General features: G+C 65.7%; 17 protein-coding genes and 1 pseudogene. 12 read left to right on the forward strand and 6 right to left on the reverse strand.

Translation table 11 applies throughout. The annotated features are described in order from the left end of the window. Positions 1-13 precede the first annotated feature (13 nt). Genes ACLP9N_RS18270 through ACLP9N_RS18280 form a run of 3 tightly spaced genes read left to right on the forward strand, consistent with a single transcriptional unit; the run spans position 14 to position 3,533 of the window. Positions 14-1,717 carry a circularly permuted type 2 ATP-grasp protein gene (locus ACLP9N_RS18270; RefSeq protein WP_442408737.1) on the forward strand — a complete coding sequence of 568 codons (1,704 nt, stop codon included), beginning with the start codon at positions 14-16 and terminating at the stop codon, positions 1,715-1,717. Then, positions 1,717-2,694 carry an alpha-E domain-containing protein gene (locus tag ACLP9N_RS18275; protein ID WP_442408738.1) on the forward strand — a complete coding sequence of 326 codons (978 nt, stop codon included), beginning with the start codon at positions 1,717-1,719 and terminating at the stop codon, positions 2,692-2,694. Before ACLP9N_RS18270 ends, ACLP9N_RS18275 begins: the two co-directional genes overlap by 1 nt. After that, positions 2,694-3,533, forward strand: coding sequence for a transglutaminase family protein (locus ACLP9N_RS18280; protein ID WP_442408739.1), 840 nt, complete (start codon positions 2,694-2,696; stop codon positions 3,531-3,533). Before ACLP9N_RS18275 ends, ACLP9N_RS18280 begins: the two co-directional genes overlap by 1 nt. A gap of 8 nt (positions 3,534-3,541) precedes the next feature. Here the strand turns inward: ACLP9N_RS18280 and ACLP9N_RS18285 are convergent, their stop codons facing one another. Further along, positions 3,542-4,033 carry a MarR family winged helix-turn-helix transcriptional regulator gene (locus ACLP9N_RS18285; RefSeq protein WP_442408740.1) on the reverse strand — a complete coding sequence of 164 codons (492 nt, stop codon included), beginning with the start codon at positions 4,031-4,033 and terminating at the stop codon, positions 3,542-3,544. An 87-nt stretch (positions 4,034-4,120) separates the two neighbouring features. On the opposite strand from ACLP9N_RS18285, the gene ACLP9N_RS18290 reads away from it, so the two are divergent. Beyond that, positions 4,121-4,864 carry a hypothetical protein gene (locus ACLP9N_RS18290; protein ID WP_442408741.1) on the forward strand — a complete coding sequence of 248 codons (744 nt, stop codon included), beginning with the start codon at positions 4,121-4,123 and terminating at the stop codon, positions 4,862-4,864. A 2-nt stretch (positions 4,865-4,866) separates the two neighbouring features. On the opposite strand, the gene ACLP9N_RS18295 is transcribed toward ACLP9N_RS18290, so the two are convergent. Beyond that, positions 4,867-5,709: a ribonuclease Z gene (locus ACLP9N_RS18295; protein WP_442408742.1), complete on the reverse strand. Its 843-nt coding sequence runs from the start codon at positions 5,707-5,709 to the stop codon at positions 4,867-4,869. 172 nt (positions 5,710-5,881) lie between these two features. Here ACLP9N_RS18295 and ACLP9N_RS18300 point away from each other — a divergent pair, with 172 nt between their 5' ends. After that, positions 5,882-6,310, forward strand: a complete 429-nt coding sequence (locus tag ACLP9N_RS18300) for a CBS domain-containing protein (RefSeq protein ID WP_442408743.1) — start codon at positions 5,882-5,884, stop codon at positions 6,308-6,310. A 13-nt stretch (positions 6,311-6,323) separates the two neighbouring features. On the opposite strand, the gene ACLP9N_RS18305 is transcribed toward ACLP9N_RS18300, so the two are convergent. Both ACLP9N_RS18305 and ACLP9N_RS18310 read right to left on the reverse strand, forming a co-directional pair. Continuing rightward, complete coding sequence (locus ACLP9N_RS18305; RefSeq protein ID WP_442408744.1) at positions 6,324-6,926, reverse strand: type II toxin-antitoxin system PemK/MazF family toxin; 603 nt, start codon at positions 6,924-6,926, stop codon at positions 6,324-6,326. Between the two features lie 10 nt (positions 6,927-6,936). Then, entirely contained in the window at positions 6,937-7,137 is a 201-nt protein-coding gene (locus ACLP9N_RS18310) for a hypothetical protein (RefSeq protein WP_442408745.1), read from the reverse strand. On the opposite strand from ACLP9N_RS18310, the gene lepA reads away from it, so the two are divergent. Together lepA and ACLP9N_RS18320 are read left to right on the forward strand one after the other, a co-directional pair. Continuing rightward, on the forward strand, positions 7,043-8,914 hold the full coding sequence (gene lepA, locus ACLP9N_RS18315) for a translation elongation factor 4 (protein WP_442408757.1): 1,872 nt from the start codon (positions 7,043-7,045) through the stop codon (positions 8,912-8,914). The genes ACLP9N_RS18310 and lepA overlap by 95 nt on opposite strands. A 446-nt stretch (positions 8,915-9,360) precedes the next feature. Continuing rightward, positions 9,361-10,092: a sensor domain-containing protein gene (locus tag ACLP9N_RS18320; protein WP_442408746.1), complete on the forward strand. Its 732-nt coding sequence runs from the start codon at positions 9,361-9,363 to the stop codon at positions 10,090-10,092. 14 nt (positions 10,093-10,106) lie between these two features. On the opposite strand, the gene ACLP9N_RS18325 is transcribed toward ACLP9N_RS18320, so the two are convergent. Together ACLP9N_RS18325 and ACLP9N_RS18330 are read right to left on the reverse strand one after the other, a co-directional pair. Further along, positions 10,107-12,176, reverse strand: a complete 2,070-nt coding sequence (locus ACLP9N_RS18325; protein WP_442408747.1) for a glycoside hydrolase family 15 protein — start codon at positions 12,174-12,176, stop codon at positions 10,107-10,109. 58 nt (positions 12,177-12,234) lie between these two features. Further along, a complete protein-coding gene (locus tag ACLP9N_RS18330; protein WP_442408748.1) occupies positions 12,235-13,491 on the reverse strand; it encodes an FAD-dependent oxidoreductase in 1,257 nt (418 codons plus the stop codon). Between the two features lie 75 nt (positions 13,492-13,566). On the opposite strand from ACLP9N_RS18330, the gene ACLP9N_RS18335 reads away from it, so the two are divergent. The 5 genes and pseudogenes from ACLP9N_RS18335 to ACLP9N_RS18355 all read left to right on the forward strand — a co-directional run. Beyond that, positions 13,567-13,761: a hypothetical protein gene (locus ACLP9N_RS18335; RefSeq protein WP_442408749.1), complete on the forward strand. Its 195-nt coding sequence runs from the start codon at positions 13,567-13,569 to the stop codon at positions 13,759-13,761. A gap of 311 nt (positions 13,762-14,072) precedes the next feature. Then, positions 14,073-15,107: a sulfate ABC transporter substrate-binding protein gene (locus ACLP9N_RS18340; protein WP_442408750.1), complete on the forward strand. Its 1,035-nt coding sequence runs from the start codon at positions 14,073-14,075 to the stop codon at positions 15,105-15,107. Continuing rightward, positions 15,104-15,955, forward strand: coding sequence for a sulfate ABC transporter permease subunit CysT (gene cysT / locus ACLP9N_RS18345; protein WP_442408751.1), 852 nt, complete (start codon positions 15,104-15,106; stop codon positions 15,953-15,955). The genes ACLP9N_RS18340 and cysT overlap by 4 nt, the downstream gene beginning before the upstream one ends. Beyond that, positions 15,952-16,770: a sulfate ABC transporter permease subunit CysW gene (cysW, locus tag ACLP9N_RS18350; RefSeq protein ID WP_442408752.1), complete on the forward strand. Its 819-nt coding sequence runs from the start codon at positions 15,952-15,954 to the stop codon at positions 16,768-16,770. The genes cysT and cysW overlap by 4 nt, the downstream gene beginning before the upstream one ends. A gap of 14 nt (positions 16,771-16,784) precedes the next feature. After that, positions 16,785-16,927, forward strand: a pseudogene (locus ACLP9N_RS18355) (sulfate/molybdate ABC transporter ATP-binding protein); the annotation flags it as partial.

Consider the following 16,927-nt stretch of genomic DNA (forward strand, 5'->3'; position numbering starts at 1 on the left):
CTTTTGGGGGAGCATGTCAGACGTGACGCTTGCTAACTCGGTCGACAGGCCCAAGCGACGTGCGCGTGCGCGCGCTGAACGCATCTTCGGCGGGTACAACAGGTCGGACGACGTCTATTCAATGGCGTTCGACGAGATGTTCGACGCCCAGGGCAATGTCCGCGGCCCGTACAAGGGCATCTACTCCGAGCTCGCGCCGTCGGACGCGTCGGATCTCAAGGCCCGCGCCGAGGCGCTGGCCCGGGCGTTCATCGACCAGGGCATCACCTTTTCGCTGTCGGGCCAGGAACGCCCCTTCCCACTGGACCTGGTGCCGCGGGTCATCTCGGCGGCCGAATGGAACCGGCTGGAGCGGGGCATCACCCAGCGCGTCAACGCCCTCGAGCGCTACCTCGACGACATTTACGGGGATCAGGAGATCTTGCGCGACGGCGTGATCCCGCGCCGCTTGATCACGTCCTGCGAGCACTTCCACCGCCAGGCCGTGGGCATCGTCCCGCCCAACGGGGTGCGCATCCACGTCGCGGGCATCGATTTGATCCGCGATGACCGTGGCGACTTCCGGGTCCTCGAAGACAACCTGCGCTCGCCGTCCGGGGTGTCCTACGTCATGGAGAACCGGCGCACCATGGCGCGGGTTTTCCCGAACCTCTTCGCTACCCATCGGGTGCGCGCGGTCGACGACTACTCCTCGCACCTGCTTCAGGCGCTGCGTAACTCCGCGGCCACCAACGAGGCCGACCCGACGGTGGTGGTGCTGACCCCGGGCGTGTACAACTCGGCCTACTTCGAGCATTCGCTGCTAGCCCGCCAGATGGGCGTCGAGCTGGTCGAGGGCCGCGACCTGTTTTGCCGCGACAACCAGGTGTACATGCGCACCACCGAGGGGGAGCGGCAGGTCGACGTCATCTATCGACGCATCGACGACGCCTTCCTGGACCCGCTGCAGTTCCGTGCCGACTCGGTGCTCGGGGTGGCGGGCCTGGTCAACGCCGCGCGCGCCGGCAACGTCGTGATTTCCAGCGCTATCGGCAACGGCGTCGGCGACGACAAACTCATCTACACCTATGTGCCGACCATGATCGAGTACTACCTGGGCGAAAAGCCGCTGCTGGCGAACGTCGACACCTACCGCTGCTGGCTCGATGACGAACGCGAAGAGGTGCTCGACCGCGTCCGCGAACTGGTCCTCAAGCCGGTCGAGGGTTCCGGTGGTTACGGCATCGTTTTCGGTCCGGAAGCCTCCGACAAAGAACTCGCCGTCGTCAGCAAAAAGATTCGCGACGATCCGCGAAGCTGGATCGCGCAGCCGATGATGGAGCTGTCCACCGTGCCAACCCAGATCGAAAACACGCTGGCCCCCCGCTACGTCGACCTGCGGCCGTTCGCGGTCAACGACGGCGACGGCATATGGGTGCTGCCGGGCGGGCTGACCCGCGTCGCGCTGGTCGAAGGTTCGCGCGTGGTCAACTCCAGCCAGGGCGGCGGCTCCAAGGACACCTGGGTGCTGGCGCCGCGCGCCTCGGTGGCCAACCGCGAGCTGGGCGCCGCCGAGGTGGTGCATTCGCTGCCGAAACCCTTGCCCGACCCGGAGGGCGACAGATCGTCACCGCCATCAAAGCAGTCACAAAAGCAGACGCAGCGCACCCAGCAGCCGCGAGAAGAGCGCTCCCAGCAACAGGGTGAGCAACAGCAACAACAGAAGGCGAGGCGCTGATGCTCGCCCGCAACGCCGAAGCGCTGTATTGGATCGGTCGCTATGTCGAGCGCGCCGACGACACCGCCCGCATCCTGGACGTAGCCGTGCACCAGTTGCTCGAGGATTGCAGCGTCGATCCTGACCAGGCCTCCCGGCTGCTGCTGCGGGTGCTCGGCATCGAGGCGCCGGACCACGAGCTGGACGTCTGGTCGCTGACCGACCTGGTGGCATTCAGCTCCGACACCCAGGGTGGTTGCTCCATCGTCGGCTCGATTTCGGCGGCGCGGGAAAACGCGCGGTCGGCGCGGGAAGTGACCTCGAGCGAGACCTGGGAGTGTCTGAACACCACCTACCATGCCCTCGCCGAACGCGAGCGCGCCGCGAAACGACTTGGGCCGCACGAGTTTTTGTCCTTCATCGAGGGCCGCGCGGCAATGTTCGCCGGCCTGGCCGATTCGACGCTCTCCCGTGACGACGGGTACCGCTTCATGGTGCTGGGCCGCGCTATCGAGCGTGTCGACATGACGGTGCGGCTGTTGCTGTCACGGGTGGGGGACAGCGCCTCGTCGCCGGCGTGGGTGACGCTGCTGCGCTCTGCGGGTGCGCATGACACCTACCTACGCACCTACCGCGGTGTGCTGGACGCGGGCCGGGTCGTCGAGTTCATGATGCTCGACCGGCTGTTTCCGCGTTCGGTTTTCTACTCGCTGAGGCTGGCCGAACACAACCTCGACGAGTTGCTGCACAATCCGCACAGCCGGGTGGGGGCCACCGCCGAAGCGCAGCGGTTGCTCGGGCAGGCCCGCAGCGAACTGGAGTTCGTGCAACCCGGTGTATTGCTGGAGTCACTGGACAGCCGCCTGGCCAGCCTGCAGAGAACCTGCCACGATGTCGGAGATGCGTTGGCATTGCAGTATTTTCACGCCGCGCCGTGGGTGGCGTGGTCGGATGCGGGGCATCAAGGTCGACTGGTCGGCAAGAACGGGGAAGCCTGATGTGGCGGGTGCGGGTGGTGCACACCACCGGATACGCCTACCGATCGCCGGTGACGGCCTCCTACAACGAAGCCCGGCTGACGCCGCGGTCCAACACCCGGCAGAACGTCATCCTCAACCGCGTCGAAACCATTCCGGCCACCCGGTCCTACCGCTACATCGACTATTGGGGTACCGCCGTCACGGTGTTCGATTTGCATGCGCCGCACACCGAACTGACGGTGTCGTCGTCGTCCGTCGTCGAGACGGAGCGCCCGGAGTCGGCGTCGACGCGGGCGACATGGACCGATCTGCAATCGGTGGCCGTCATCGATCGGTTCGACGAAGTGCTGCGCCCCACCGAGTACACGCCGGTAAGCGAACGTGTTGCGGCGGTGAGCAAGCGGATCACCAAAAACCACGAGCCGCGGGAAGCTGTCGTGGCCGCCGCCCGGTGGGCGCGCAGCGAGCTGGATTACCTTCCGGGCACCACGGGCGTGCACTCGTCGGGGCTGGACGCGCTGGAGCGGGGCAGGGGCGTCTGTCAGGACTTCGCACACCTGACGCTGATGGTGTTGCGCGGCATGGGAATTCCCGCCCGCTATGCGTCGGGGTACCTACACCCCAAACGCGACGCCAAGGTCGGAAAGACCGTTGACGGCCGCAGCCACGCCTGGGTCCAGGCTTGGACGGGCGGCTGGTGGAACTACGACCCGACCAATGACACCGACATCACCGAGCAGTACATCAGCGTGGGCGTCGGCCGCGACTACAGCGACGTGCCCCCGCTGAAAGGTGTCTACTCCGGCAAAGGAGCGACCGACCTCGACGTGGTCGTAGAGGTCACTCGGCTGGCGTGATCGCTGGATTATCGGCCGGCCGATCGCCCAAGTGTGCGGTAGCCGGGGTGGACATGCGGCGTTAGGTCCTGCTGCCGCGCCACCGTGGCAAGAAGGCCGCGCAGCACGTCGCGTTGCTCGGCGTCCAGTGCCGCGGTGAGCCGCAGCTCGTGCTGGTGCGCGAGTTCGGAAAGCTTCCGCATCAATTTTTTCCCGGCCGCGGTGAGGTGGAGGGCGTGCAGTCGGCGATCGTCGGGGTTGCGGCGACGCTCGACGTAGCCACGCTGCTCGAGCTCGTCTACGTAGACGACGACGCGGCTGGGCAACATGCCCAATTGCGCGCTGAGGGCTTGCTGGCTGCGGCCGGGCTCGTCGGCGATCGCGCGCAGGATCCCCGCGTGCGGCGGGCCCAACTCGATCGTGGCCATCTGCTCGGCGAACAGCGCCGCCGCGTGATGGCCAAGTTGAGCCAACAGGAAGGCCACTCCGTCCTGGTGGTCTCTGGCCGAGGGTGATGACACCGTCACATCATAATCGCTACGAATAATTCTTCCAGTGAATCCTCTTGAGCCTTGCCAGTGTTCGGATCCCGGCATAGCGTTCATAGCATGAATGATTCGTCGACAGATGCATCCGTACGGAGTCGTCGCCGGCAAGGGGGCCCCCCGCTGGCATTGCTCGCCGTGATCAGTTTTGGGCTGCTCCTCGGCGGACTGGCCATCGGGGTCGCGCTGGGCGGTGTGATGCCCTTGCCGTACGGACCGGTGGCTGCAATCCAGGCGTATGTGCACGCCCAGCCGGTCGCGGTGCAAGTCGTCGCCACCGCGGCGTTCGGGTCGTCGGTGCCGTTGGCGATCTACGCGGCCACGGCCAGTGCCCGGTTGCGGCAACTCGGCGTGATCGCGCCCGGGGCGACGATCGCCCTGACGGGCGGCACCCTGGCTGCCGGCGCGCTGGGTCTGACCGGTTTGTTGGGCTGGACGCTGTCGCGACCCGAAGTCAGCGCAGACATCGGACTGGTCAGGGCGGTCTATTACCTGGTGTTTCTGGTGGGTGGCCCCGGGCACATCGTGGCCTTGGGTCTGCTCGTGGCCGGTATGTCGGTGCCTAGCCTCATCCTGGGGCTGACGCCGAGAACGGTGGCCTGGATCGGCCTCGCGATCGCCGCCCTTGCTGAATTGACGACGCTGGTGTTGGTCTGGCCGCAACTGGGAGTGATCCTGCCGATCGCACGGGTCTCGGCGTTAGTGTGGCTGGTGGTGGCTGGCGCGCTATTGCCGTTGCAGCGCAAGGATATTCGCGACGCGCGTGGGCGATCGCGTCGCCCGGCCGGCGCCGCGATCGGGGGGTGACGTTACGGCCGCGCCGGGACCTCGACGCGGTGTAGGTCGTCGCCGAGCTCGATGCGCCCGCCGAATTCGGTCGCGGCCAGCGCCCGCCACTGTTCCTCCTGCCCGGGCGCGATGGCCGGCACATAGTGCGTCATGACCAGGGTGCCCACGCCCGCGCGCGCGGCGGTTGCGGCGGCCTCCTGCACCGACGAGTGGTAACCGCAAACGTCCTTGATGCGTTGTTGTGGGACATGCGTGAGGATGTCTTTGCGGATCACGGTGTGCACCAGGGCGTCCGCTCCGGCCGACAGCTCGTCCAGGCTGGCGCAGGGCACCGTGTCGCCGGCCAGCACCACCGAAGCGCCATCGAATTCGATCCGGAACCCGATCGTCGGCGCCACCGGCCGGTGATCGGTCGGCGCCACCCGGATCGTCACGCCGTCGCGATCCCACACCGGGCCTTCGGTGCATTCGTGAACCTCAATCGGCGGCGGCGCGTTCAGATCAGTGTGATGGGCGATCCGGTAACCAATGTCGTGGCCGAACGCCCTCAGCGTCGCCTCCACCGTCTCGGCCGTGCCCGGGGGCCCGATGATCGGCAACGGCGCCGGATCGGGCTCAAAGTTGGTGATCCAACTGGTGATGAGGACGTCGCCGAGTTCGGCGATGTGGTCGCTGTGCAGGTGGGTGAGCAGCAGCGCCGATAATCCGGCGGCGCCCACACCGACCGCCGCCGCGCGCTGCAACACGCCACGCCCGCAATCGACCAGGAACACTTGTCCGCCGGCCCGCACCAGGGTGGACGGCCCGGCGCGGTTCGGGTCGGGGATGGGACTTCCGGTTCCGAGCAGCGTGACCTCGATCATGGCCCCATCCTTGCAAGCCACAGGGGCGTGCAGTGGCAACAGCGGCCGCGTTTCGGCCGTCAATCAGCGGGTACGTCGGCTAGGGCTGCGTCTTTCGCGGGTTCGCTTTCCCGCCGCGCGAGTTAGCCGTAGCCTGGTGTGAAGCAGGTCACAAACCCGGGTGGAGGTCTCAATGCGGATCGCGGACGTCTTGCGGAACAAAGGTGCGGCGGTGGTGACGATCCACCCCGACGCGACTGTCCGGGAGCTGCTGGCCGGCCTTGCCGAGCAGAATATCGGCGCCATGGTGGTGGTCGGCACCGACGGTGTCGTCGGCATCGTCTCGGAGCGCGACGTGGTACGCCAGCTGCATACACACGGGGCCAGCGTGCTGTCTCGTCCGATCTCCACGATCATGACCACCACCGTCGCCACCTGCACAAAATCGGACACGGTAGACAGCGTGAGCGTGCTGATGACCAAGAACCGTGTCCGCCATGTGCCGGTGCTGGACGGCAAAAAGCTGGTCGGCATCGTCAGTATCGGCGACGTCGTGAAGACGCGGATGGAAGAACTCGAGGCCGGGCAGCAGCAGCTGCAGTCCTACATCACGCAAGGCTGAGCATCGGCGCGACTCAGCGCCAGGAGTACTCGGCGCGCAGCCGGGCGGCCACCACGTCGAAGAGTTCACGATCCAGGATCGCACCCTCGCGGCGAATGCCCTCCTCGGGCACGTCGAGCACCCGGTCCAGCCGGACCCAGCTTTCCCGACCCTCGTAGTCCCAACCGCCCGAGCCGATCCCGACCCAATCCTTGTCCGCTGCGTGGCGTTGCTGGCTGGACAGCATCAGCCCCAGCAGGATGCTGCGGTCACGGCCCACGACGAGGACCGGTCGGTCCTTACCCTGGCTGGGGTCTTCCTCGTGGACCACCCAGGTCCACACGATCTCCCCGGGGTCAGCCCGGCCATCGAGGTCGGGGGCGTAGACCACCTTGCGGGCGCGCTGCGCGGTCGGGAAGCTGGTGTTGGTCACCGGCCGGCCCGCGGTGATCGCCACGGGTGGCGGCGGCGCGACCGCCGCGATGACGTTCACAGTGATCTTGACGGCGTGCTGAAGTTCCTTCAGGACGGCCTGGGACTGCTGAACCTGACGGACGAGGTTCGGAGCCCGTTTGGCCACCAGATCCTCGGCGAATCCCTGCAACGTCTTCCACCGTGACTTCCGGTCCGACGCCATACGGGGCAGTTTAGTCGTGCGCGCAGACCGCTGATCGCGGCGAATTGTGTCCTCGCCGCCCTGCCTGGATACGCTGAACATCGGCGAACCGCCGCTCAAGCACCCCAGTCCAGGAGATCCCCATCAGCAGTTTCGCCGACAAGACCTTCACCGCGCCGGCGCAGATTCGGAACTTCTGCATCATCGCCCACATCGACCACGGCAAATCCACGCTGGCGGATCGAATGCTGCAGCTCACCGGCGTGGTCGACGAGCGCTCGATGCGGGCCCAGTACCTGGACCGGATGGACATCGAGCGGGAACGCGGGATCACGATCAAGGCCCAGAATGTGCGGCTGCCATGGCGGGTGGGTGACACGGATTACGTGCTGCATCTGATCGACACCCCGGGCCACGTCGACTTCACCTACGAGGTATCGCGCGCGCTGGAGGCCTGCGAGGGCGCGGTGCTGCTGGTCGACGCCGCGCAGGGGATCGAGGCGCAGACCCTGGCCAACCTCTACCTGGCCCTGGACCGTGACCTGCACATCATCCCCGTGCTGAACAAGATCGACCTGCCCGCCGCCGACCCGGACCGCTACGCGGGTGAGATCGCCCACATCATCGGCTGCGAACCCGGCGAGGTGCTGCGCGTGTCCGGCAAGACGGGCGAGGGCGTCGCCGACCTGCTCGACCACGTCGTGCGTGAGGTGCCGCCCCCGCAAGGCGCCGCCGACGGACCGACTCGCGCGATGATCTTCGACTCCGTCTACGACATCTACCGCGGCGTGGTGACCTACGTCCGGGTGGTGGACGGCAAGATCAGCCCCCGGGAGCGCATCGCGATGATGTCCACCGGCGCCACCCACGAACTGCTCGAGGTCGGCATCGTCTCGCCCGAACCCAAGCCCAGCGCAGGCCTGGGCGTCGGGGAGGTGGGCTACCTGATCACCGGGGTGAAGGACGTCCGCCAGTCCAAGGTGGGCGACACGGTGACGACGGCGCGCAACGGCGCCAAGCAGGCGCTGACCGGCTATCGCGAACCCAAGCCGATGGTCTACTCCGGGCTGTATCCCGTCGACGGCTCGGACTACCCGAATCTGCGCGACGCCTTGGACAAGCTGCAGCTCAACGACGCGGCCCTGACCTACGAGCCGGAAACCTCGGTGGCGTTGGGCTTTGGGTTCCGGTGCGGCTTTTTGGGCTTGCTGCACATGGAGATCACCCGCGAGCGCCTGGAGCGCGAGTTCGACCTGGACCTGATCTCGACGTCGCCGAACGTCGTCTACCGCGTGATCATAGAAGGGCGCGCGGGCGGGGCGGAGGACTCCATGGTCGTGACCAACCCGTCGGACTGGCCGGAGGGCAAGATCCGCACGGTGTACGAGCCGGTGGTGAAGACCACCATCATCGCGCCCAGCGAGTTCATCGGCACCATCATGGAGCTGTGCCAGTCTCGCCGCGGCGAGATGGGCGGCATGGACTATCTGTCGCCGGAGCGGGTGGAGCTGCGCTACACAATGCCGTTGGGGGAGATCATCTTTGACTTCTTCGACTCGCTGAAGTCGCGCACCCGTGGTTACGCCAGCCTCGACTACGAGGAGGCCGGTGAGCAAGAGGCTCAGCTGGTCAAGGTCGACATCTTGTTGCAGGGCGAGCCCGTCGACGCGTTCAGCGCGATAGTGCACAAGGATTCGGCGTTCGCCTACGGCAACAAGATGACCGCCAAGCTTAAGGAGCTGATCCCGCGTCAGCAGTTCGAGGTGCCGGTGCAGGCGGCCATCGGATCGAAAATCATTGCGCGCGAGAACATTCGCGCGATCCGCAAGGACGTGCTGTCCAAGTGCTACGGCGGTGACATCACCCGCAAACGCAAACTTCTGGAAAAGCAGAAGGAGGGCAAGAAGCGGATGAAGACCATCGGGCGGGTCGAGGTGCCGCAGGAGGCGTTCGTCGCCGCGTTGTCCACCGACGCTGGCGGCGACAAGGGGGAGAAAGGCAAGAAGTAGCCGTGCTGCGCACTGGCTGCGTCAGCAGCCTAGTGGACTCGGCCTCATCAGCGAATTCATAGGAACCTCTAGGGTAGTTTGCCAGTCGCGGTGGAAAGGGTTGGGCGGCATGGATTTTCGTCGCCCGAACGGATGGAACCGCGCTGCCCGACGCCGCTCGGCGAGATCATTTTGATGTAGTCGGCTCGTTGATGCCGCACATCGGACGTAACATTGATGATGAACATAAGCTGTTTACAAAGTTAACAAAAAGTAACGTAAAGTTAAACAAAGGCCAGCGTGTCGAGCGCGCTGCTCGAGTAGTTTGCGGCAGCATTATCCACAAAAGCGCGGCAGCATTATCCACAAAAGCACTGTGGGGACACCGGCAAGAAGTAGGCAAGGAGTAGGGGAGCGAGGCACTGGCCATGACGGTGGTGCGAGGCGGCTTGGCGCGGGCGGTTGCCGTGCTGGGCATCGGACTGCTCGCCACCGCTTGCACCGCCGTCACCGGCGGCAAAGCTCAAGCACCGCCAAGTTTGGAGCCTCGGTCGCTCACCGGGCAAGCAGTCAGGCAGGTGCTGCTTGGTGACAAGATGCTGTCGAGAATTCTCCAACAGCCCTTCGTGATTGATTCTCGCCTTCCGCCGCGGTTCGGCGGTCCCGAGGCCTTGCAGGACTTGGGTTCGTTTTCGCCTGCCGACTGCCTCGGCGTCGCAGAGATGCTGCACCAAAGCGTCTATGGCGCAAGCAAAGTCAACGATGTTGCGGTTGAGGCTTGGCGGCATGCAGCCCTGCCCGCCCAGCTGACCAGCATCAAGGAGGGCGTGGTCAGCCTGGCCACGGCGGCCGACGCCAACGCGCTTTTCTCAAGATTCGCCCAGCAGTGGCAGGGCTGCGATGGTCACACGGTGCTATTGCCGGACGCCGTGTTCAGGCTCAAGGCGGAGATCACGAACGTACAAGTTGCCCCGTCAGTTCTCGCGGGAACCGTTGCGATCGCGTTCGATTCGCTCGGTCAGGATCCGACGTCGATTCCAGCGGGGCGGGCCATCGGTGTACGGGGCAATTGCCTTGTCGAGGTCGAGGTCGACTTCTTCAATGCATCGAGCCGGTCGCTGCAAGGATCGAGCGTTACCAACGCCACGGCTTTCGACATCGCGCACCTCATGATGGAAAGAGTCAGCGCGCTGAGCTGACGGCTATCTAACCGCTACATGGGCGCGTTGGCGGGCTGGAACATCCCGGAGCCGTCGGCTTCCTCCTCCGCGCGGATCACGTGAACCACCGCGTTGATCAGCGCCAGGTGGGTGAACGCCTGCGGGAAGTTGCCCAGGTGCCGGCCGGTTCGCGGTTCGATCTCCTCGGCGTAGAGGTGCAGCGGACTGGCGTAGGACAGCAGCCGTTCGCACAGCCGCTTGGCGCGACGCACCTCGCCGATTTCGACCAGCGCCGACACCAGCCAGAACGAGCAAATCGTGAAGGTTCCCTCCTCGCCGGAGAGCCCGTCGTCGGTCTCGTGCACCCGGTAGCGCAGCACCAGCCCTTCCTCGGTGAGTTCGTTGGCGATCGCCAGCACGGTGTTGCGCACGCGCGGATCGTCCGGCGGCAGGAACCGGGTCAGCACCACCAGCAGCAGGGAGGCGTCCAGTGCGTCGCTGCCGTAACGCTGGGTGAACACGCCCCGGGCGTCCACCCCGTGCTGCAGGATGTCGGCCTTGATCTCCTCGGCGATGGCCCGCCACTGTTGGGCGTAGCTCGTCTCGCCCTGTCGCTCGGCCAGCTTGGATCCGCGGTCAAGCGCGACCCAGCACATCACCTTCGACGACGTGAAGTGCTGGGGCTCCCCGCGCACCTCCCAGATTCCGCGGTCGGGCTCGCGCCAGTGCTTGATCGCCTCTTCCACCTGCTTCTTGAGCACCGGCCACAAGGTCTCCGGGATTTGCTCACGCGACTTGGCGTGCAGGTAGAAGGAGTCCAGGATCGATCCCCAAATATCATGCTGGACCTGGTCGAAGGCGCCGTTGCCGATCCGTACCGGGCGCGCGTGGTCATAGCCGGACAGATGGTGCAGTTCCTCTTCGACCAGGCTGCGCTCGCCGCCGACGCCGTACATCACCTGCAGCGGATGGCGCTCGTTGCTGTTGGCGCCGGACACGTCGGCGATGAACGCGAAGAAATCGTCGGCCTCGCGGTCCAGTCCCAGCGTGTAGAGCCCCCACAACGCGAACGTCGAGTCGCGCACCCAGGCGTAGCGATAGTCCCAGTTGCGTTCGCCCTGCGGCGTTTCCGGCAGCGAGGTGGTGCTGGCCGCCAGCAGCGCGCCCGTGGGGGAATAGGTCAGCCCCTTCAGCGTCAGCGCGCTGCGCTGCAGGTACGCCCGCCACGGGTGGTCGGGGAAGTTACCGATGTTGATCCACTGCCGCCAGCACTCGGTGGTTTGCCACATCCTGTCGGTGGCCTCTTCGTAGGTCTGCGGCGCGGGATGCTTGGTCCAGCTCAGCGCGACGAACACGTCGTCGCCCTCGGTCATCCGGGTGCGAGCGCGAGCTTCCCGCCCCTCCAGCCCGATCCGCAGATTGGTCGTCAGCCGCAACGTCGGGTGGGCGTCGGGGTGTTTGCCGGCGCGCGCGATGGCCTCGCCGTACGCGTTGGCCGAGTACTCCCACACGGCGCCGACGCGGTGGTAGTCGAACGCCGGCTCGCAGCTCATCATCAACTCAACCGTGCCGCTCACGCAGCGCACCGTACGCAGCAGGATGTGTTCGGCATCCCAATCCATCGGAGTCCGGCGATGGGTTCGGGATCGGCGCTCGATGTCGTGCCACTTTCCCATCACCAGCGCGTCGCGCACGATCACCCACCCGGTGTGGGTCTGCCAGGTGGTTTCCATGATCAGGCTGCCCGGCAGGTAACGGCGGGCCGAAGGCACCGAGACGCCGTACGGGCCGATCCGGAAATGGCCCGCGCTGCGGTCCAGGATCGCGCCGAACACGCTGGGGGAGTCCGGCCGGGGCACGCACAGCCACTCCACCGAACCGGCGGGCGAGATCAGGCACGTCGTCTCCCAGTCGGACAGGAAGGCGTAATCGGCGATCGGCGGGAACGGATTGCGCAGCGCTCCGCCGGAGGTGAACGGCGCGGGCGAGCTGAAATCGAACGGCGCGGGTTTGCCGGCACGGTTGACCGCTTCAAACGCTGTAGCCTCGGCGTCGACGTCGGATTGAGCGGTCTCGTCTGCAGGTTGGGCGGGTTGGTCGGCGGGTTCGACGTGCAGGACCATGCCGACATCATCATCTGTCGACCTGCCCGGCGTCCATTGATTGACCGAGATGTGGGGTTTACCCGGGACGCTTGGCGTACTCGGGTGTGTGCTCGGCCAGCGGCCCGATCGCCATCATGTAGCCGATCAAGCGGCGCAACGCCGGCGTGCGGCTCACCAGCCGCACGGCGCGCGGCGGTTCGCGGTCAGTGCCGGTGACCGCGCCGGCGATCACTCTGGCATGGATCACGCGTTGTACCGCCTGCACCATCGCCGTTGGTATCCAGCGGCGCACTTGCACCCGGGCCAGCTGCCGGTTGGATACCCGCCCGGCGCGCAGCGGTCCGGCCAGTATCCGCGCGGTGGCGACGGCGTCGGCCACCGCCAGATTGATTCCGACGCCGCCGACCGGCGACATCGCGTGCGCCGCATCGCCGATGCATAGCACACCACCCGAGTACCACCGCCGGAGCCGATTGAGTTGCACATCAAGCAGTTTCACGTCATCGAATGACGTCAATGTGGCGACGCGCTCGGCAAGCCAGGGCACCATGCTCACCAGCACGCGGTGCAACGATTCGATACCCTGCGACCGCATCTCGGCGTCGGTTCCCTTGGGAATGATGTAGGCGATCTGGTAGTAGTCGCCGCGGTCGATCAAGATGGCCCCGTGCCCGGCCTTGAACGTGCCGGCAAGTCCGGGCGGGTCGTCGGGCTGGCGAGGCAACCGGAACCACCAGACGTCCATCGGCGCGCCGAAGGCTCGCGGCCTCAGGCCAACTGCCGAGCGCACGGCCGACGTGCGGCCGTCGCACCCCACCGTCAGTTCGGCGCGCATCTCCTTGACCCCGGATTCGTCGCGGTAGGTGACGCCTAGAACGCGATTGTCGCGATTGTCGCGGCCGCGGTCCTGCCCGCGGACCACTCCGGTCACCTCGGTGCTGCGCATCAACCGGAAGCTGGGCTCCGCCTCGGCGGCGGTGGCCAGCATCTCGAGGAAGTCCCACTGCGGCACCAGGGCGATGTGCTGATGCGCGCCGGGGAGGTGGGTCAGGTCGAGATCCACGGATTGGCCCTGCAGCTGCATCCGGGCCGTGTCGATGAGGCGATGCGGCAGCTGCGCGAACTGCTCGGCCAAACCGAGTTCGTCGAGCAGGCGCAACGTGCTCGCGTGCACGGTGTCGCCGCGGAAGTCACGCAGAAAGTCGGCGTGCTTTTCCATCACCGTGACATCCACGCCGGCGCGGGCCAACAGCAGGCCAAGCATCATTCCCGCCGGTCCGCCGCCGGCGATCAGACAGGTGGTTGCCTCGGCTTCCGGGGCTGCGGGAGACACCTGCCGATCTTGACACACCGGTTGGTGGTCTCGGCGGGACCAGGAGGAATCCAGGGGGAATATAGGGTGAACCTGGTGAACGGGCTCCTGAATTGGTGGGACGGCATCGAGCTGTGGCTTTCAGGGCTCGCCTTCGTGCTGCAGGCACTGGTGGTGATGCCGGTGGTGTTGGCGCTGGCTTACGTCACGGCGTTATTGCTGGACCGCCTGCTGGGCAAGGGCATCGAGCTGATGCGCCTCCTCCGCCGCACCGACGGGGCGTCCGGGTAATCGGCATGCCGCGCTCTCGGGTGACGTTGGTTCTCGTCGCGCTCGTGGTGCTGGTCATCGTCACCTGGTTGCTGACGCACTGAGGCGTCCGCGCTTGCTCGAGATGACACTCGGGCAAAGTCTGTTAGGCTTCGCGCCATGCACGCAGCGTCCTGTGGCCTTGAGTGCTGTGCCTTTGTGCACTGTTGTCGCTGAGTCCCACACCCGTGCGCGGTCTGGTATGGAGTTAGCGAATTCTCCGCACATCTGATCCGATCGCCTTTCCGCAGCAACGGGACCTACAGCCAAAAGTCCCCTACGGAAGGCCAGGAATGCTTAACGACATCGGGCGCGCTTTGCGGCGCCCCGTTGTCGCGCTTGCCCTGATTGTCGCTGTCGTTGCGGGGTGTCAGGGTGGTGCCAGTGACGTCGTTGGCGGTGGGGGGCTGACCAACGCGCACACGAGCATCACCCTGGTCGCTTACTCGGTCCCAGAACCCGGCTGGAGCAAGGTAATTCCCGCGTTCAACGCCTCCGAGGAGGGCAAGGGCGTGCAGGTGATCACCTCATACGGGGCCTCAGGCGACCAGTCACGCGGTGTTGTCGACGGCAAGCCTGCCGACGTCGTGAACTTCTCGGTCGAACCCGACATCACGCGATTGGTGAAGGCCGGCAAGGTTTCCAAGGACTGGAATACCGACGCCACCAAGGGCATCCCGTTCGGGTCGGTGGTGACGTTCGTGGTGCGCAAAGGTAATCCGAAGAACATCAAGGATTGGGATGACCTGTTGCGGCCCGGCGTGCAGGTCATTACGCCCAGCCCGCTGAGTTCGGGGTCGGCCAAGTGGAACCTGCTCGCCCCATACGCCGTCAAGAGCGAAGGGGGCACGAATAGCCAAGCCGGCGTTGACTTTGTCGCCAGATTGGTACGCGAACACATCAAATTGCGTCCTGGGTCAGGACGGGAAGCCACCGATGTCTTCGTCCAGGGCAGCGGAGACGTGTTGATCAGCTACGAGAACGAGGCCATTGCGACTGAGCGGGCAGGCAAGCCGGTCGAGCACGTCAATCCGCCGCAGACCTTCAAGATCGAAAATCCGGTCGCGGTGGTAACCAGCAGCCCCCACCTCCAAGCCGCGGTCGCCTTTAAAAACTTCCAATACACCGCGGCCGCGCAGAAGGTGTGGGCGCAGGCGGGTTTTCGGCCGGTCGATCCCGCGGTCGCCGCCGACTTCCGGGACCAGTTCCCGATGCCGGCGAAACTGTGGACCATCGCCGACCTCGGTGGCTGGAGCACGATCGACCCCCAGCTCTTCGACAAGAACGCCGGCAGCATCACCAAGATCTATACGCAGGCCACCGGATGAGTGCGCCGATAACCAGGGTGCCGAGAGGGGCGCTCACGGATGCACGTTCGCGTAGGCGGGCGGGCGACACGTCGCTTCGGGTCGGGGTGGCGATCGTGTGGCTTTCGGTGATCGTGCTGCTCCCGCTGGCCGCGATCGCATGGCAGGCCGCCGGTGGGGGCTGGGAGGCCTTCTGGCTGGCGGTCACGTCGCATGCCGCGCTGGAGTCGTTTCGGGTGACCCTGACCATCTCGGTCGCTGTCACGGTGATCAACATCGTGTTTGGTCTGCTCATCGCCTGGGTGCTGGTGCGTGACGACTTCGTTGGCAAACGGCTGGTCGACGCGATCATCGATCTGCCCTTCGCGTTGCCCACCATCGTCGCAAGCCTGGTGATGCTGGCCCTCTACGGGCACAACAGCCCGGTGGGTCTTCATCTGCAGCACACCGCGTGGGGTGTGGGTGTGGCGCTGGCGTTCGTCACGTTGCCGTTCGTTGTGCGCGCCGTTCAGCCGGTGCTGCTGGAAATCGATCGGGAGACCGAGGAGGCGGCGGCGTCGCTGGGCGCCAACGGCCCGAAGATCTTCACTTCGGTGATATTGCCGTCGCTGCTGCCGGCATTGCTGTCCGGTGCCGGCCTGGCGTTCTCGCGGGCGATCGGTGAGTTCGGTTCGGTGGTGCTGATCGGTGGCGCGGTGCCGGGCAAGACCGAGGTGTCGTCGCAGTGGATCCGAACGTTGATCGAGAACGACGACCGCACCGGTGCCGCCGCGATATCCATTGTGCTGCTGTCAATCTCGTTCGTTGTACTGCTCTTGCTGCGCATCGTGGGCGCGCGTGCGGCCAAACGCGAGGAGTTGGCCCCGTGACATCTTCGCCGCGGGTTCGCTATCTTCTCCGATCTCTTGCTCTGGCGTACATCGTTGTGTTGCTGGTCATTCCGGTAGCGGTGATCCTGTGGCGGACCTTCCAACCCGGGTTGGGTCAGTTCTATGACTGGGTGAGTACCCCGGCGGCGATATCGGCGCTGAACCTTTCGCTGCTGGTGGTGGCCATTGTGGTGCCGCTGAACGTGATCTTCGGCATCCCGACGGCATTGGTGCTCGCCCGCAACCGATTTCGTGGCAAAGGGGTGCTTCAGGCCGTCATCGACTTGCCGTTCGCGGTCTCGCCCGTCATCGTCGGTGTCGCGTTGATCTTGCTGTGGGGATCGGCTGGCGCGCTGGGCTTTGTCGAGAAAGACCTCGGGATCAAGATCATCTTCGGGCTGCCCGGCATCGTGCTGGCCAGCGTCTTCGTCACCCTGCCGTTCGTGGTTCGCGAAGTGGAACCGGTATTGCACGAATTGGGAACCGATCAGGAGGAGGCGGCCGCGACCCTGGGTTCGAGCTGGTGGCAGACGTTTTGGCGGATCACGCTGCCCTCCATCCGGTGGGGCCTGACCTACGGCATCGTGCTGACCATCGCGCGCACCCTCGGTGAATACGGCGCGGTCATCATCGTGTCGTCCAACCTCCCCGGGAAGTCGCAAACGCTGACACTGCTGGTCTCCGACCGTTACAACCGCGGGGCCGAATATGGTGCTTACGCCCTGTCGACGCTGCTGATGGGTGTTGCCGTACTGGTTTTGGTTGTCCAGGTGGTTCTCGATGCCCGCCGGGCGCGCGCGGCCAGACAGGCCTGACAAGGAGACTTGAAATGACCGACGCTGGGTCTGACCACGCGATTGTGGTGCGTGACGCCTTCAAGCGTTATGGGGATTTCGTCGCGCTGGATCATGTGGATTTCGTGGTGCCCGCCGGTTCGCTGACGGCGTTGCTGGGGCCCAGTGGGTCGGGCAA

This window comes from Mycobacterium sp. (assembly GCF_052144515.1).
Lineage (GTDB): Bacteria > Actinomycetota > Actinomycetes > Mycobacteriales > Mycobacteriaceae > Mycobacterium.

What these genes read in the sequence shown, in the direction of transcription:
- ACLP9N_RS18305 (WP_442408744.1), bottom strand. Translation starts at nt 6,926, where the DNA reads ATGGCGTCGGACCGGAAGTCACGGTGGAAGACGTTGCAGGGATTCGCC.
- ACLP9N_RS18270 (WP_442408737.1), top strand. Translation starts at nt 14, where the DNA reads ATGTCAGACGTGACGCTTGCTAACTCGGTCGACAGGCCCAAGCGACGT.
- ACLP9N_RS18290 (WP_442408741.1), top strand. Translation starts at nt 4,121, where the DNA reads ATGAATGATTCGTCGACAGATGCATCCGTACGGAGTCGTCGCCGGCAA.
- ACLP9N_RS18300 (WP_442408743.1), top strand. Translation starts at nt 5,882, where the DNA reads ATGCGGATCGCGGACGTCTTGCGGAACAAAGGTGCGGCGGTGGTGACG.
- ACLP9N_RS18325 (WP_442408747.1), bottom strand. Translation starts at nt 12,176, where the DNA reads ATGGTCCTGCACGTCGAACCCGCCGACCAACCCGCCCAACCTGCAGAC.
- ACLP9N_RS18295 (WP_442408742.1), bottom strand. Translation starts at nt 5,709, where the DNA reads ATGATCGAGGTCACGCTGCTCGGAACCGGAAGTCCCATCCCCGACCCG.
- ACLP9N_RS18280 (WP_442408739.1), top strand. Translation starts at nt 2,694, where the DNA reads ATGTGGCGGGTGCGGGTGGTGCACACCACCGGATACGCCTACCGATCG.
- ACLP9N_RS18275 (WP_442408738.1), top strand. Translation starts at nt 1,717, where the DNA reads ATGCTCGCCCGCAACGCCGAAGCGCTGTATTGGATCGGTCGCTATGTC.
- cysT (WP_442408751.1), top strand. Translation starts at nt 15,104, where the DNA reads ATGAGTGCGCCGATAACCAGGGTGCCGAGAGGGGCGCTCACGGATGCA.
- ACLP9N_RS18340 (WP_442408750.1), top strand. Translation starts at nt 14,073, where the DNA reads ATGCTTAACGACATCGGGCGCGCTTTGCGGCGCCCCGTTGTCGCGCTT.